This is a genomic window from Gordonia alkanivorans (assembly GCF_004011905.1).
In the GTDB taxonomy this organism is placed as follows: domain Bacteria; phylum Actinomycetota; class Actinomycetes; order Mycobacteriales; family Mycobacteriaceae; genus Gordonia; species Gordonia alkanivorans.
The window spans coordinates 282,944-297,304 of the sequence record NZ_CP027114.1; the positions used below are offsets into that span (position 1 = coordinate 282,944).

Annotated in this window: 14 protein-coding genes and 1 tRNA gene; 7 read left to right on the top strand and 8 right to left on the bottom strand. The window is 68.9% G+C overall.

Annotated features, from left to right (window positions below; all coding sequences use genetic code 11):
• Window positions 1-843 carry a hypothetical protein gene (locus tag C5O27_RS01270; protein ID WP_035751999.1) on the top strand — a complete coding sequence of 281 codons (843 nt, stop codon included), beginning with the start codon at window positions 1-3 and terminating at the stop codon, window positions 841-843.
• On the opposite strand, the gene C5O27_RS01275 is transcribed toward C5O27_RS01270, so the two are convergent.
• The 4 genes from C5O27_RS01275 to C5O27_RS01290 form a co-directional block, all read right to left on the bottom strand.
• Complete coding sequence (locus C5O27_RS01275; RefSeq protein ID WP_006358372.1) at window positions 836-2,278, bottom strand: sensor histidine kinase; 1,443 nt, start codon at window positions 2,276-2,278, stop codon at window positions 836-838. The genes C5O27_RS01270 and C5O27_RS01275 overlap by 8 nt on opposite strands.
• Window positions 2,278-3,000: a response regulator transcription factor gene (locus C5O27_RS01280; protein WP_035752003.1), complete on the bottom strand. Its 723-nt coding sequence runs from the start codon at window positions 2,998-3,000 to the stop codon at window positions 2,278-2,280. Before C5O27_RS01280 ends, C5O27_RS01275 begins: the two co-directional genes overlap by 1 nt.
• A gap of 91 nt (window positions 3,001-3,091) precedes the next feature.
• A complete protein-coding gene (locus C5O27_RS01285) occupies window positions 3,092-3,778 on the bottom strand; it encodes a DUF899 domain-containing protein (protein WP_075862795.1) in 687 nt (228 codons plus the stop codon).
• A gap of 74 nt (window positions 3,779-3,852) precedes the next feature.
• Window positions 3,853-5,055, bottom strand: coding sequence for a winged helix DNA-binding domain-containing protein (locus C5O27_RS01290; RefSeq protein WP_127961692.1), 1,203 nt, complete (start codon window positions 5,053-5,055; stop codon window positions 3,853-3,855).
• Between the two features lie 441 nt (window positions 5,056-5,496).
• Here C5O27_RS01290 and C5O27_RS01295 point away from each other — a divergent pair, with 441 nt between their 5' ends.
• Window positions 5,497-7,143: a WD40 repeat domain-containing protein gene (locus tag C5O27_RS01295; RefSeq protein ID WP_244216574.1), complete on the top strand. Its 1,647-nt coding sequence runs from the start codon at window positions 5,497-5,499 to the stop codon at window positions 7,141-7,143.
• On the opposite strand, the gene C5O27_RS01300 is transcribed toward C5O27_RS01295, so the two are convergent.
• Window positions 7,130-8,776 carry a carboxylesterase/lipase family protein gene (locus tag C5O27_RS01300; protein ID WP_127961693.1) on the bottom strand — a complete coding sequence of 549 codons (1,647 nt, stop codon included), beginning with the start codon at window positions 8,774-8,776 and terminating at the stop codon, window positions 7,130-7,132. The genes C5O27_RS01295 and C5O27_RS01300 overlap by 14 nt on opposite strands.
• An 85-nt stretch (window positions 8,777-8,861) precedes the next feature.
• On the opposite strand from C5O27_RS01300, the gene C5O27_RS01305 reads away from it, so the two are divergent.
• Complete coding sequence (locus C5O27_RS01305) at window positions 8,862-9,215, top strand: hypothetical protein (protein ID WP_006358365.1); 354 nt, start codon at window positions 8,862-8,864, stop codon at window positions 9,213-9,215.
• On the opposite strand, the gene C5O27_RS01310 is transcribed toward C5O27_RS01305, so the two are convergent.
• The 3 genes from C5O27_RS01310 to C5O27_RS01320 all read right to left on the bottom strand — a co-directional run bounded on the left by C5O27_RS01310 (window position 9,205) and on the right by C5O27_RS01320 (window position 10,091).
• The gene (locus tag C5O27_RS01310; RefSeq protein WP_006358364.1) at window positions 9,205-9,462 is read right to left on the bottom strand and encodes a hypothetical protein; all 258 of its coding nucleotides are present in this window, start codon (window positions 9,460-9,462) and stop codon (window positions 9,205-9,207) included. The genes C5O27_RS01305 and C5O27_RS01310 overlap by 11 nt on opposite strands.
• 116 nt (window positions 9,463-9,578) lie before the next feature.
• Window positions 9,579-9,653, bottom strand: a tRNA-Thr gene (locus C5O27_RS01315).
• A 51-nt stretch (window positions 9,654-9,704) separates the two neighbouring features.
• Window positions 9,705-10,091, bottom strand: coding sequence for a RidA family protein (locus C5O27_RS01320; protein WP_006358363.1), 387 nt, complete (start codon window positions 10,089-10,091; stop codon window positions 9,705-9,707).
• Window positions 10,092-10,257: 166 nt separating this feature from the next.
• Here C5O27_RS01320 and C5O27_RS01325 point away from each other — a divergent pair, with 166 nt between their 5' ends.
• From C5O27_RS01325 to otsB, 4 genes are all read left to right on the top strand, one after another.
• Window positions 10,258-11,739 (top strand): threonine/serine exporter family protein, encoded by a 1,482-nt coding sequence (locus C5O27_RS01325; RefSeq protein ID WP_006358362.1) that lies wholly within the window; start codon window positions 10,258-10,260, stop codon window positions 11,737-11,739.
• 113 nt (window positions 11,740-11,852) lie between these two features.
• Window positions 11,853-12,014: a hypothetical protein gene (locus C5O27_RS22675; RefSeq protein WP_005200235.1), complete on the top strand. Its 162-nt coding sequence runs from the start codon at window positions 11,853-11,855 to the stop codon at window positions 12,012-12,014.
• A 4-nt stretch (window positions 12,015-12,018) separates the two neighbouring features.
• Window positions 12,019-13,578: an alpha,alpha-trehalose-phosphate synthase (UDP-forming) gene (locus tag C5O27_RS01330; RefSeq protein WP_208651412.1), complete on the top strand. Its 1,560-nt coding sequence runs from the start codon at window positions 12,019-12,021 to the stop codon at window positions 13,576-13,578.
• Window positions 13,575-14,360 carry a trehalose-phosphatase gene (gene otsB, locus C5O27_RS01335; protein ID WP_127961694.1) on the top strand — a complete coding sequence of 262 codons (786 nt, stop codon included), beginning with the start codon at window positions 13,575-13,577 and terminating at the stop codon, window positions 14,358-14,360. Before C5O27_RS01330 ends, otsB begins: the two co-directional genes overlap by 4 nt.
• Window position 14,361 lies beyond the last annotated feature (1 nt).

Genomic DNA, 14,361 nt, shown 5'->3' on the forward strand with positions numbered 1-14,361 from the left:
ATGAGTGACGCAGTTGACTTCGAGGATTATCTGAAGTCGTTGGGACGGTTGACCTCTCACGTCGACCCTACCGCCTCCACGCCGGAGGCCGAGCGGATCGTGGAGGCCACCGGGAGTCTCGGCGGTCTCCTCGACACCGACATCACCGGACTCGCCGCGTGGGTACGCGACAATCCCAACGACGTCCCGGTGCTCGGGCTCGCGGTCGGATTGTCGCAGGAGAAGCTCAAGAACGCGTTGCGCGACCGGTTCGACACCAGCGGCTGGCACGGACTGGCACGCACCCAGCCCGTCGACCTGGTGACCTGGCTCGACGCGGAATTCGACCTCGTCCGGATGCTCCGCACCCAGCTGGAACGCACCTACACCTTCGCCGACATCCTCGTGGCGCGCGCCGGAACCCGTGCCACCGCGACCCGTGCCGGCGCGTCGGGCCGTCGTATCGAGGACGAGATCGAGGACATCGCACGCGATCTCGGCCTCGACTACACGACGCGATCGCGATTCGTCGGCCGCAACGGACGCACCGCCCCCGCCGACCTCATCGTGGGCGATCCGAACTCCGCCGACATCGTGGTGGCCGCCAAGGGATTCGACTCGACCGGCTCGAAGCTCACCGACGCCGTGCGCGAGATCGAGGAGATGGCCGAGGTCCGTCTCCCGACGCAGCTCGTGCTCGCGGTGATCGACGGAATCGGCTGGAAATCACGGCAATCCGACCTCCGACGCATCCACCAGCTCTGGGCCACCCGCCAGATCGACGGCATGTACACCCTCGTCACGCTCGACCAGTTCCGCACCGACGTGGCCGAGTTCGCGAGGTTGCGACGATTGATCAGCTGAGGAGCGGCAGTCGCACCCAGAAGGTCGCGCCCTCGCCGGACGTCGACTCGACGCCGACCCGTCCGCCGTGCGCTTCGACCAGCGCGGCAACGATGGACAGCCCCAGACCGTTTCCGCCGCCGGAACCCCGGTGGCGTGACTGGTCGCCACGGTAGAACCGCTCGAAGACGTGTTGCGCATCCTCTGCGGTCAGCCCCGGTCCGGTGTCGGCGACCCTCAGCACCGCCTCCAACGTGCCGCCGGAGTCGGCCTCGACCGACACCCCGACCGTGATCGACGCCTCGGCCGACGTGTGGTTGATCGCGTTGCCGATCAGGTTGCGGAGCACCTGCAGCAGCCGCGGCCCGTCGCCGGAGACCAGCGGCGGATGGTCACCGGTCGTCACCTCGAGCCGGATGTCGCGTTCGGGCGCGCCGACGCGCGCGGACGCGACGGCCTCGGCGGCCAGGCCGAGCAGGTCGACGGGTGCCGTCGCGAGGGGGCGCTGCGCGTCGAGGCGTGCCAGCATCAGCAGGTCCTCGACGAGCAGGTTCATCCGACCGGCCTCGTCGTTGATCCGGCGCATCGCATCGGAGACGTCGGAGACCCCGCCCTGCGAATACAGTTCGGCGAAGCCCTTGATCGACGTCAACGGAGTGCGGAGTTCGTGGCTCGCGTCGGCGACGAAGCGCCGCATCTCCTCCTCGGAGGCGCGGGCTTGACGCTCCGACGCCGCGGTGGTCGCGAAGGCCTGCTGGATCTGGCCGAGCATGGTGTTCAGCGAAACCGACAGACTGCCGACCTCGGTGTTGGGAGCCGCCAACGGAACTCGACGCGTGAGGTCGCCCGCCGCGATCGCGTGTGCGGTCTCCTCGACCCTGCGCAGGGGCCGGAGACTGGTCCGCACGAGCAGATAGCTGAGCAACCCGATGAGGACCACGACGATGGCACCGATGGCGAACTGCAACCAGATGAGCCGACTGATCGTGGCGTCGATGTCGGTCATCGGGGTGGCCACGGTCGTCGTGCCGAACATGTTGCTGCGCTTGATCACCCGCCAGCGTGGTCCGTGCGGCTCCACCGATCCGACGGTGACCGGGCCGACGTTGTCGCCGGTGACCCCGTCGAGGTTCGGCGCATGGTCGAACTGGTTGTAGACGTTGGTCGCCGAGATGCCGGCCGGACCCCGGAAAGTCGACTCCACGTAGTACGGCGACGGCGGACGACGCGGCCCCGGCGGGCCGGGACGCGGATCGTTGGCCGGCGAGCGTGGATCGGCCCACGTGCGCGTGGCGTTCACGAGACCCTCGTCCGTGCGCGAGATCAGGTCCTGCCGCATCGACGACGTGACCGCCACTCCCGAGGCCAGCAACCCGACGACCACGAGCGCAAGCGTGAGAGCGACCAGGGAGAGCCGCAGTGGCACACCGCGCCTGCGGACTTCGGACGCAGCCATCAGTCGCGCGGCTCGCGCATCACATAGCCGACGCCTCGCAGGGTGTGGATGAGGCGCCGCTCGCCGTTGTCGAGTTTGCGACGCAGGTAGGAGACATAGGACTCCACGACGTTGACCTCGCCGCCGAAGTCGTAGTTCCAGACGTGGTCGAGGATGCGGGGTTTGGACAGCACCGTCCCCGCGTTGACCATGAAGTACCGCAGCAAGGTGAACTCGGTCGGCGAGAGCTGGACCGGTTGCCCCGCCTTGAAGACCTCGTGCGTCTCGTCGTCGAGTTCGATGTCGGCGAAGGTGATCCGGGACGAGGACTGCTCCGCTTCGCCGAAACCACTGCGGCGCAGCAACACCTGCAACCGGGCGACGACCTCTTCGAGGCTGAACGGCTTGGTGACGTAGTCGTCACCGCCGATCGTCAGGCCGTTGACCTTGTCCTCGACCGAGTCGCGGGCCGACAGGAACAGGGCGGGCGCCTCGACCCCGTCCGCGCGGAGACGGCGCAGCAGTCCGAAACCGTCCATGCCCGGCATCATCACGTCGAGGATCAGCACGTCGGGCTTGCGGCTCCGGCACCTGTCGATCGCCGCCGGTCCGTCGGCGGCCGTCTCGACGTCGTATCCCTGGAACTTCAGCGACACCGACAGCAGCTCGCGGATGTTCTCCTCGTCGTCGACGACGAGCACCTTCGCTCCTCGGGTTGCGTCGTCCTGGGCCGGTCTGGTCACTCTTCCACTGTTCCAGAGGGGCCTGGGACCTCACTGTCCGGACACTGGGAGGTTCCTGTGAGTGCCGACCTGCGGTTCGATCGGTGAAACCTCACGCGGTGGGATCTCCGTAGGCGGCGGCGATGGCCTCCGAGTCACGCCAGCGCGAGTACGTGGGGCTCTGGGGCCAGCCGTCGGGTGAGTCCTGCCATTCCTCCTGACGCCCCCACGGGAGGACGTCGAGAAGCCCGAAAGTGAACCCGAGCTGCTCGGTGCCGCGGCCGGTCGTGTGCCACGTGCGGTAGACCTTGTCACCGTCGCGGAGGAAGACGTTGATCGCGAATCCCTCGCCGGGCCCCGCGCCGACGTCGGCGGAGAACGTCGTGCCCGCCGACGAGTACCAGTCCATGCGGTTACCGACGCGCTTCTTGTAGGCAAGGGCCTCCTCGATCGGGCCGTGGGTGATGATCACGAACCGGGCGTCGTAGTCGGCCAGGTAGTCGAGTCGACTGAACTGCGTCGTGTACCCGGTGCACCCCGGGCACTGATAGGTCTCGCCGGGAGACCACATGTGGTTGTAGACGATCAGCTGGGAGCGCCCGTCGAAGACGTCCACGAGACGGATCGGCCCGTCGGGTCCGGTCAGGGTGTGGTCGGGCATCTCGACCATCGGCAGCCGCCGCCGCTGCGCCGCGATCGCGTCGAGTTCGCGCGTGGCCGCCTTCTCGCGGACCCGCAGTTCCGCGAGGGCCTTCGCCCAGGTGTCGTGGTCGGTCACGGGTGGGAGTTGATCGCTCATCGCGGCGCCTTTCGATCGATACGGGTGTTCTGCAGAGACAGACCGCGACTCGGAGCCCAACTCATCGCCTCGACTCAACGCCGCCGCATGTACGGCGCGGCGTACCCGATCTTCATGGAGCCGCCGCCGAGCCACGCCGCGAGCTCCTCGGCCCGCGCGCCGAGTTTCCTCCGGGCGTCGGCGGGCAGGGGCTCGAGCGGGTGGATCGCGATCGAGTTGTCATCCCGGCGATACCAGCCGCCGACGATCCGGCCGTCCCACCACGCGGTCTGGCCGCCGTTGCCGACGGAGTCGAAGATCTCGGGACCGTGATCGCCGAGGTAGAAGCCGCGCTCCTTGAACCCCATCGTGGTGGGGTCGAGTTCGGGCAGCAGAACCGCCTGCGGTTCGCAGTCCTGGTCGCCGGCCTCGTCATCGGCCTCGCCGGGGAGGTCGTCGGGCAGCACGTGTCCGACGCCGCCGCAGTCCAGTTCGGCCTCGACGGTGCCGAGGTCGGCGAGGGCGGCTCGCACCGCGGTCTTGGTGGAACCGAGCCACCACACGAGATCGGTCTCGGTCCCCGGTCCATAGGTGCGCAGCCAGCGTTGGACGAGCGCCCGGTGGCCGTCGTGCACACTCGGCGCGTCCGGGGTCTCGCCGAGCCACACCTTCATCGACGTCCACGCCGGACGGGACAGGTGCCAGTCGAATCGGTTGGGTCCGCGGACGATGTCTCCGGAAGCGTCGAGCATGTTCAGCACTCGCGGTCCGAAATGACTCTTCCCCGCCCACGACTTGCCCTCGCCGAAGGTGATCGAGCCCTCCAGGACGGGCAGCCGGGCGCGGAGCTCGGTCGACGTGAGCGATTCACCGCCGGCGAGTTCGGTGAGGACCGCGTCCCGCGCGGTCTCGATCCAGCCCTCCGGGTCGTCGACGTCGGGACTGCGGCGGAGATCGCGAAGCATGTTGGTGCGCTCGGAGGCCGAGATCCGGGGCCCGAGCGCACCGATCGCCTCGGCGAGGACGTCGCGGGGGAAGGCGAAGAGGGTCCGGCGCATCGCGAGGTGTTTGACGAGGGTCCGGTCGTCGTAGAGCGCGGTGTCGATGTCGGCGCGGGCCAGACCGTCGACGCGCGCCCACGCGGACAGGTAGACCGTCGACGGGGTGGTGGCGTGGAGACCGACCATCGTCGCGGCAACGTCGACGGCGGACCCTGCTCGCGACGCGGCGTCGAGGTGCATGCGGCGCATCAGCCGGGACCGGCGCGTGGTGTCGGTGATCCGGGGGCGCACTGGCATGCCGCGATCCTAGTGAGCCGACGAGGCGGTTGAAGCCGGGAGAGGAAGAGGGGAAGCGGGTGCCGGCTCCGGCCGACCCCCATCGACCCGGTGTTCCGGCACCCGCCCGGTTGCGTGGGCCGGACGACACACAGCCCCCGACGGGCAGTGCCTGAGAACACCTCCGTGTGTCCTGCGACCAACGCATCCTTACGCTCCCGACCCCCGTCAGGAACGCCCACCCAGGAGACCCCACCCCGCGTCCGGAGTACAGCCCCGTTCCGGATCGAGGGGCGAACACCGAGGTCAGGCGGCAAACGGACTATCCGGACCGGACACATCCGAATCCGGATCCGGACGTGTCCGTCGCCACCTTTGCCCTTCCGACGGTGGCGCACCGGGGTCACCTGTCGCATGATGGATCGGTCGATCAGTCGTGCGGTCTGAGCGTGGAGTCGGTGAGTGGATTTTGGTGAAGCGCTCGCGCGCCTTTTCGTGCAAGCGGGGCGCCCTACCCTCCGGGCGTCGGCGGCCCGGGCCAAGGTCTCCGCGCAACGGACCTTCAGCCCCGACGGGCGGCTGCTCGCGAGCGGCGGGGACGACCGCGTCGTGCGGCTGTGGACCACCGGACCGGACCCCGCGCCGCTCGGCGAACCCGTCACCGGGTTCCCCAGCATCACGCACGCGGTCGCGTTCAGTCCCGACAGCCGCTCCCTGGCCGTCACCGGCGACAGCCCGAACGCGCAGCTCTGGGATGTGAGCAAGCCGCTGTCCCCGCGGCCGCTCAGCACCTCTCTCCCGACCGCGACCGCGGGCTCCTGGTCCATCGCCTTCGACCCGACCGGTTCGCAGGTCGCCTCGGCCCGCGCCGACGGCATGGTGCGGGTCTGGAACACGACCAACCCGGCTTCACCCACGGCCCAGTGGGCGCTGCAGACCGCATCGGAGCAAGGGTCGGTCCGCACCTTCTCGGCCACCTTCGACCCGACCGGTGACCGCCTGGTGTCCGGGCGTTCCGACGGGAAGATCGACGTCTGGTCGTTGCCGGACCGTTCGGTCCCCGACCGCGGCGGCACGATCAGCGGGGTGGCCACCGATCCGGCGCAGCGCATCCTCGCGACCGTCGGCTCGGACACCACCCTGAACGTGTGGACCCTCGACGACGGCGAGATGTCGTTGCGCTCCCGCACTCCCATCCAGCGTCGGGTCAACGACCACCCGCGAGTCTCGGTGAACGAACGCGGCACCCTCGCGGCGACGGCCAACAACAACGGCGGCCTCGTGGAACTGTGGGACATCGGCGACCCGGACGCCCCGCGGGCCGCCGCCCGGTTGCCCGTCTCGACGCGGTACTCGTTCCCGGTCGCCTTCGCACCCACCGGCGATGTCCTCGCGACCGGCGACACCGACACCACGATCGCGCTGTGGAACATCGCCGATCCCACCTCGCCGAGGCGGATCGGCGCATCCCTGCGCGGTCCCGCCGACCTCATCCGCAGTGTCGCCTTCAGCCCCGACGGCACCCGCGTCGCGGTGACCTCCGACGACAAGCGGGTGTACCTCTACGACCTGGAGTCCGGGAACCCCGATCCGGTGACGGTGATCTCCGATGACGCTCCCGTCACGCAGGCGGCCTTCGACGACGACGGAGAGGTCCTCGTCGTGGCGGCCCGTGACCTGTCCACCTGGCGACTGCCGGCGACGCACACCGACGGTGAACCCGAACTGATCGACCGCCACGAGGACATGTTCGCCAACACGCTGTCGATGTCGCCCAACCGGATCGCCGTCGGTACTTCCACGCACGACCTGATCAGCTTCGCGCTCGCCGACGACGGCACGCTCGGTGATCGACAGGCGGTGGGAACACTGCTCGACTCCACCGACACCACCACGACGTGGCAGGTCCCGGTCCGGCTCCCCGCCGACGACGAGATCATCGCCGGTGGCGACACCACCGGCAACGTCTACGTGCACACCCTGGACGTGCCCGACGCCCGCGAATGGATCTGCGGGACCTCGACTCCCATGACCGAGGAACAACGGTCGACGTACCTGCCCCACGCCTCCCTCCGAAGCGATTGCGACGCAACGGTCAGCGGAAGCTGAGCACCTCGTCGCCCCACGCCTCCCAGAGGTCGCCGTCGAGGTTCTGGACCACCCGGTCCTCGGCGTCGATGCGCAATACCGGACGGCGGCCGGTGTCGTAGGTCGGCCACTCGTCGCCGGGACCTCCGGTATCGGGTGCGCGACCGTGCGCGAACGATGTCCACCGGCGGATCAACCTCTGCGACACGGCTTCTCCGTGCTTGCGTCCGCCGAGCAGGAAGGTGATGTCGCGCGGACCCGAACCCAGGTTCCCCCACACGTAGGGCACCTCGGTGGCATGTGCGGCACCGAGACCCAGCAGCCGGAACATCCTGGTGGTCCAGTCGTAGCGGTACACGTAGACAGGAGCCCGGCGGGCGTGGGCGTCGGCGAGCCACAGCGTCGGCATGCGGAACGCGACGTCGCGGGCCACGCCGAGCCCGGTGACCTTGGGACGCAGGCCCGAGTACGCCGAAAGCACCTGTGCGCGTTCGGGTAACACGATGTCGGGGTACTCCTCGCGCATGCCGGCGAACATCCGCTCGATCTCCTCGGCGGTGATCGGCATGAGCGGCGACTTCATGTACTTGAAGAGGTTCGCCTCGTCGCGGTTGGTCCCGATGATCAGCGGCACGGGCAGGGCGCGACCGTTCCGGTAGACGTCGAGGGGATGGTCGGGCAGCAGGTCGCCGTCGACGACCGGCGCGAAGGCGATGGTGCCGGGAGATTCGGTGGGCACCTTCTCGAACAGCTCGGTGGTGAGCGTCGAACACCTTGTGGCGTCGAGGGATTCGAGTCGCTTCACCACTTCCGCCGAGTCGCCCGGGTCTTCGATCCCGGCGGCGTCGAGCAGCATGCGCGCGACGCGGGCGGCCCGGTCGGAGCCGTACATCGACGTCACCGGGGAACTCTGGGCGATGGCCCGGCCGAACATCCCCTCGGCCGCGGGTACCGTCAGCAGCGCGGTGACGAGGCCGGCGCCCGCCGACTCGCCGAACACGGTCACCTTGTCGGGGTCTCCGCCGAAGGCCGAGATGTGGTCGCGGACCCATGCCAGCGCGGTGAGGACGTCGCTGAGCCCGACGTTCGACTCGAAGCGGGGATCGATCGACGAGAGGTCGGCGAACCCGAGGACACCGAGCCGGTAGTTCAGCGTCACGATCACCACGTCGCCGGTGGAGGCGAGCGCCGCGCCGTCGTAGTAGGGCTGACTGCCGGAGCCGAGCACATATGCCCCGCCGTGGAGCCACACCATGACCGGCAGCGCGACAGCGTCGTGTGCGTGTGTCGAGGCACCCGGCGGCGTCCACACGTTGAGGTAGAGACAGTCCTCGTCCATCACGACGTCCGGACCGAGCCGGACCGCGGGATTGAGTTCCTGGGGGCAGACCGCCCCGAAGGAGGAGGCGTCGATGACGGTGTCGGAGCTTCCGTCGCCGTCGGCAGCGCCACGGTTGGGGAGCAACGGCTGGGCGCGACGCCATCTCAGTTCGCCCAGCGGAGGTCTCGCGTACCGGATGCCGCGCCACACGTCGGCGCGCTCACCGGCGATTCCGCGGTAGGTGCCGAGGGCGGTACGCGCGAGCGGATCCGCGGCCGATGGTGCCGAGGCCGCCTCGGCCACGGCTGAGGTACCCGGTTCGTCGTGTTCCATCCGTACATCGTGCACCGAGAACCCGTTTCCGGGCACGCGTTCCCCGCGGCGGGAATGTCGGGCACCGGCTGGGTAGAGTACGGCCATGGATGTACTACGCAACGTCGTAATTCTGCTGCACATCGTCGGCTTCGCTGTGACGTTCGGTGCCTGGTTCGCACAGGTGGTCGCCCGCGAGTTCCGCTTCACCCGGGCCATGGACTACGGCATCCTGCTCTCGCTGCTCACCGGCCTGGCACTGGCGGCACCGTGGCCCGCCGGAATCGATCTCAACTACCCGAAGATCGGCATCAAGCTGGTGATCCTGCTCGTGCTCGGCGCGATCCTGGGCATCGGCAGCGCCCGTCAGAAGCGCACCGGCGAACCGGTTCCGCGGGCGCTGTTCTGGACGGCCGGCGCCTTGTCGCTGCTCGCTGCCGGACTCGCCGTCATCTGGTGACCATCTCCAGGCGATAGACACACATCGTCGGTTCGGGCCGGACGGTGACCAGGTCGTGATTCGTCTTCTCGGCGGGACGGCCGAATGCGCCGACATGGGTGATGACCCGAAAGGACACCACCCGGTCGCCGTCCGGTGTGTGCGCGACGATCTGACCGATCGAGGATTCCTTGACCTCGGACCCGGCGCCCGAGTGCCGCAGCTGCTCGACCAGCCCCAGCAGGGCCACCGCCGCGACGAAACCCACCAGCCACCACCTCGTGCGGCGTCGGTGTCGGTGTCGCGCAGGCGGGCGGGGCCATCGACTCTCGGGTCCGGTGTGACCGTTCGTCATCTGGCTCCCCCCGCGGGCCGGAGCCCTCGTGGAGCCCCCTGTCAGGATTGAACTGACGACCGCTCGCTTACAAGGCGAGTGCTCTACCACTGAGCTAAGGAGGCGTGCGTGCGCGAGTATATCCACCGCGCATGCGCCTGCCCCAGCGGACCCGGTCAGCCCGGGATCGCGGCGACCGCCTCGATCTCCACCAACTGGTCGTCGTAGGCGAGGACCGAGACACCGAGCAGACTGCCGGCCGGCTTGTGATCGCCGAAGGCCGCCGTCACCGCATCCCAGGCGACCACGAGGTCGGCCTGCAGGTGTTCGGCGACGAAGACGGTCACCTTGGCGACGTCGGACAGCGACGCACCGGCCTCCGCCAGTGCCACCTCCAGGTTCGCCATGCACTGCCGTGCCTGTTCGCTGACGTTCCCGGGGGCGACGGTGGCGCCCTGTTCGTCGATCGGCGCAGCGCCCGCGGTGAAGACGAGACTGCCGGGGGCCACTGTCGCGCTGCGGGTGTGACCGTCGAGGGGACCGTTGATCTGCACTGATGACATGCCGCGATCCTAGAGTGCGGTGGGGGCTCGCAGCGCTGCGTGGGACCGGCCGTGTCCGGGTAGTTCACATCTGAGATCGATTCGGTGCCAAGATCGAAGCGGCAGTCGACGATGTTCGACGACTCCCGACCGAACGCGAATGCTCGACTGACACAAGGAGGCATGCGTGCGCGAGTTCCTCGGCCGCGCGCTTCGTCGACTCACCGGAACCCGGCAGGCGACGATCGACACGATCGAGCCCGGCAGCATCATGGTGTCGCCGCGGAAGCCGATCGAACCGTTCGACGTCGCGGCGATCACCGAGGTCCTCGACCTCGCCACCAAGATCGGCGCCGTGTTGCTCGACTCGGGGACCGGCGCGATCGACACGCAGACCCAGATCAAGTTCGTCGCAGGTGTTTACGGTCTCGAGGACGTGGACGTCGACGTCACCTACAACACGATCGTCGTCAGCTCGCGACGCGGCGCGACGCTTCCGCCGATCACCACGATGGAGCAGGTCTACTACCGCTCGATGGACTTCACCCGACTCGCCCAGGTGGATCGGCTCGTCCGGCGCATCCGCGACTCCGGCATCACGCCGTCGACCGCTCACCGCATGGTCGACGAGATCATCACCGCCCCACACCCGTACCCGCACTGGGTCGCGACGGTGGCGTGGGGCGCGATGGCGTCGGGCATCTCCGTCCTGCTCGGCGGTCAGTACCTGGTCGCCGCGCTGGCCTTCGTCACCACGGTCGCGATCGTCCTGGTCAACCGGAACCTCAACCGGATCGGTACGCCCGTCTTCTTCCAGCAGCTCTCCGGCGGATTCATCGCCGTCGTCCCCGCGGCCCTCGTCTTCGGCGCGGCCGAGAGACTCGGTGTGGAGATCGCACCCTCGCAGGTCATCGCCGCGGGCATCGTCGTCCTGCTCTCGGGGCTGTCGCTCGTCGGTTCGGTGCAGGACGCCATCACCGGCGCTCCGATCACCGGCGTCGCCCGGTTCTTCGAACTCCTGCTCATGACCGGCGGCATCATCGCCGGCGTCGGTATCGCCATCCGACTGCTCGAGGCGGGCGGCATCTTCCTGCCCACGATCACCACCTCGACCAGCTTCGAGGCGGTCGAGTTGCCGGTCCGAGTGGCCGCGGGCGCCTTCGCCGCCTGCGCCTACGCGCTGGCCAGTTACGCCGAGACCCGCGCGCTCGGCGTCGCCTTCCTCGGCGGCCTGATCGGCACCGCGGTCGCGGCGTCGGCGACCTTCACCTCGATCGGCGACGTCATCGCCAACGGTTTCGCCGCGGCCTTCGTCGGCCTGGTCGGTGGCCTCCTGGCCCGTCGTGCGCTGACGCCGCCGCTCGTCGTCGCGGTCGCGGGCATCACCCCGCTGCTCCCGGGTCTCGCGGTCTACCGCGGTCTGTACGGCATCCTCAGCGAACAGACGCTCAGCGGCTTCACCTGGATCGCGAACGCCCTCGCCATCGGCTGCGCGCTCGCCGCCGGCGTCACCCTCGGTGAGTTCGTCGCCCGGTCGCTGCGCCGCCCCCAACTCCCGCCACGACCCGACTGGAGTCTGCGGCGCCGCCTCCTCGCCCAGCGCGAGGCCCGCGAGGGCCGAACGGTCCGTCAGAACCGTCGGTGGCCGCCCCCACCGCGGCGGTTCTGAGCACCCCCGCGACCCGGGTAGAATGGCGAATCGGGCGCGCCACCCATCGGCCGCTCCAGCCCGCACCGCTTCGAGCCACACCGCGACACCGCACGCACGACGAGGGGACTCACATGCCCGCGAAGACCACCGACATCGCCGACGAAGAACTGGAACCGGTAGCCGACGAGACCGCCAATTCGGCGCGCCGCGTCGTGGCCGCCTACGCCACCGACGCCGACGAGTGCCGGATGCTGCTCGCAATGCTGGGGATCGCACCGGGCGAGAACGCCTGATCCGGTGACGCCGCGACCGGCTGGAACCGGGACCGCCCCCATCCGTGACAACGAGTCCGGGGAGGGGCCGAACCGGGCTGCTCCGCACGACGGCGCAGAGTTCGTCGTCGTCGCCAACCGTCTCCCCGTCGACAAGGAGATCCTGCCCGACGGCACGATCAACTGGAAGCGGAGTCCCGGCGGTCTCGTGACCGCCCTCGAGCCGATCCTGCGCGCCAACACCGGCGCCTGGGTCGGTTGGTCTGGCATCCCCGATTCCGATGACAATCCCCCGGACATCGAGGGCATCGACATCCACGCGGTGCCGCTGTCCACCCAGGAGATCGCCGAGTACTACGAGGGCTTCTCCAACGCCACCCTGTGGCCGCTCTATCACGACGTGATCGTCAAACCCGAGTACCACCGCGAATGGTGGAACACCTACGTCGAGGTGAACCGGCGGTTCGCCGAGGCCGCGTCGCGGGCGGCCGGCGAAGGTGCTGTCGTGTGGGTGCAGGATTATCAGCTGCAGCTGGTCCCCAAGATGCTGCGCATGCTGCGGCCTGATGTGAAGATCGGCTTCTTCCTGCACATTCCGTTCCCGCCGGTGGAACTGTTCATGCAGATGCCGTGGCGCACCGAGATCGTCGAAGGTCTCCTGGGCGCCGACCTGATCGGTTTCCATCTCCCCGGCGGCGCACAGAACTTCCTCTTCCTCGCCCGCCGGCTGGCCGGCCAGGCCACCAGCAAGGGCACCGTCGGCGTCCGCTCCCGTTTCGGCGTGGTGCAGGTCGGCTTCCGCACGGTGCGCGTGGGCGCGTTCCCCATCTCGATCGACTCCGGTGAACTCGCAGCGTTGGCCAAGACCAAGAAGATCCGGGATCGGGCCGCCGCGATCCGCCGCGAACTCGGCAATCCCAAGACGATCATGCTCGGCGTCGACCGCCTCGACTACACCAAGGGCATCGACGTCCGGCTCAAGGCGATCTCGGAGCTACTGGCCGAGGAACGGCTAGATCCGTCCGAGACGGTGATGATCCAGCTCGCCACGCCCAGCCGGGAACGCGTCGAGAGTTACAAGCAGATGCGTGCCGGCATCGAGCAGCTGGTCGGCAACATCAACGGCAACTACAGCCACACGGTGAGCCGCCCGGTCGTGCAGTATCTGCACCGGCCGGTGCCACGCGACGAACTGATCGCCTTCTTCGTCGCCGCCGACGTCATGCTGGTGACACCGCTGCGCGACGGTATGAACCTCGTGGCCAAGGAGTACGTCGCCTGCCGCAGCGATCTCGGCGGCGCTCTGGTACTCAGCGAGTTCACCGGTGCCGCAGCCGAACTGCGTTCGGCGTATCAGGCCAACCCGTACGATCTCGACGGGGTCAAGGACGCCATCGCGGCCGCGGTGAACCAGAGCCAACACGAGGGACGCCGCCGTATGCGGGCGCTGCGCCGCCAGGTGCTCGCCCACGACGTCGACAAGTGGGCCCGCAGCTTCCTCGGCACGCTCGGGGAGAACTCGGAGACCGAGCTGGAACCGAACCGTGGTGTGCACCTGGTCACCGACTCCCTCGACGACGCATGAGTGACACCGGGATTCCCGCGGACCTGCGTGCGGCCCTCACCGCGGCCGCACGCGCTCGCCGGCTGCTCGTCGCATCCGATTACGACGGATGCGTGGCGCCGATCGTGTCGCGCCCGGAGGACGCGGTCCCGAACCCGGCGTCGATCACCGCACTCGAGTCGGCCGCAGCACTGGCCGACACCGAGGTCGCGGTCATCTCCGGTCGTGAAATCGCCGTCCTCGCAAGCCTTTCCGGCCTGGGTGCACCGGTGACGCTGGTCGGGAGTCACGGCAGCGAGTTCGACACCGGGTTCGCGGTCGAGGTGACCGACGCCGCGCGCTCCCTGCTCGTCCGGCTCATCGACGAACTGCGTGACATCTCAGCACGTTTCCCGGGTTCGACGGTCGAGACCAAACCGGCGAGCACCGTGCTGCACGTGCGCAATGCGGATCCCGACGACGCCGCGACGGCACTCGAATGCGCACGATCGGGCCCCGGCTCCTGGGACGGCGTGCATTCCACCGAGGGCAAGTGCGTGCTCGAACTCGCGGTCATCGAGACCAGCAAGGGGCATGCGCTCGACGTCCTGCGGGAGCGGCTCGACTGCGACGTCGTCATCTACGTCGGCGACGACGTGACCGACGAGAAGGCCTTCGCGCACCTGCGGCCCGAGGCCGGCGACATCGGCATCAAGGTCGGCGAGGGTGCCACCGCAGCCGGATTCCGCATCGAGGACACCGACGACGTCGCCGCGGTCTTCGACTACGTGGCCACCGAGCGCCGAGCCGCGCTCGACGCCTGAA